The following is a 1,104-nucleotide window of genomic DNA, read 5'->3' as shown; positions in this document are numbered from 1 at the left end:
GCAGCGCGGCGAGTTGCAGGCCTTGGTGTACAGCCCGGATGTGGCGGGGACGGTCGCGACGCGGGCCCGGATCGTGCTGTGGTGCGGCGAGGGCAGGCAGAAGAAGGATGTGGCCGTGCTGGCCGGGGTGTCGCGGCCGACGGTGGATCTGTGGCTGGAGCGCTACTCGGCGGAGGGGATCGCGGGCCTGCTCGACCGTCCGCGGGGCGCGGGTCGCGAGCAGGTCGCACCCTCGGTCCGGGCCCGGATCCTGGCGCTGAGCCGGACCAGCCCGCCGCCGGCGACCGGGCTGTCGCACTGGTCGAGCCGGGAGATGGCTGCGTTCATCGCCCGCACCGAGGGGGTGTCCGTGTCCCACTACTATGTCGCGAAATTGTGGCGGGACAACGGGATCAGACCTCATCGTCACGGCACGTTCAAGGTGAGCAGGGATCCGGAGTTCGCCGAGAAGGTCGCCGACATCGTCGGGTTGTATCTGGACCCGCCCGGCGGTGCCGTGGTGCTCTCGATCGACGAGAAAACCCAGATCCAGGCCTTGGACCGGACCCAGCCGCTGCTGCCGATCGACTTCGGCAAGTCCGAGAAACGCACCCATGACTACGTTCGCCACGGCACCACGAACCTGTTTGCCGCGTTGAACGTGGGCACCGGCGAGGTCCTGGGCGAGTGCACACCGGTCCGCGACAGCGCGGCCTTCCTGGCGTTCCTGAAGAAGGCCGTGAAACCGCACGGCGGCAAGGACGTTCACGTCGTGCTGGACAACCTCTCGACCCATACCACGCCGGAGGTCCAGGCCTGGCTGGCCGACAACCCGCACGTGCGGTTCCACTTCACCCCCAAGGGTTCGTCCTGGATCAACCAGATCGAGACCTGGTTCGGGATCATCACCCGCCAGTCCATCCGACGCGGCACCTTCACCAGCGTCAAGGTCCTGATCAAACAGATCCGCGACTACATCACACACTGGAACAGCACCGCCAAGCCCTTCACCTGGACCGCCACCGCCGACGAAATCCTGGCCAAGGTCCGACTCGTCCAGGCCAACATCAAGAAACTCGTCGACAACAACGCCAAGTAATGACAACAGGATCACGAGACACTAGG

General features: G+C 65.9%; 1 protein-coding gene. It reads left to right on the top strand.

The window, feature by feature from the left end; genetic code table 11:
• Positions 1–1,078, top strand: a 1,078-nt coding sequence (locus tag ACLJQZ_RS48520) for an IS630 family transposase (protein WP_410628504.1), incomplete at its 5' end; no start/stop codon positions are given.
• Positions 1,079–1,104 lie beyond the last annotated feature (26 nt).

The sequence above is a fragment of the Amycolatopsis sp. cmx-8-4 genome, from assembly GCF_046548675.1.
Lineage (GTDB): Bacteria > Actinomycetota > Actinomycetes > Mycobacteriales > Pseudonocardiaceae > Amycolatopsis.
Note: the sequence above shows the minus strand (reverse complement) of the source record. Positions and strands in the feature narration are given on the sequence as shown.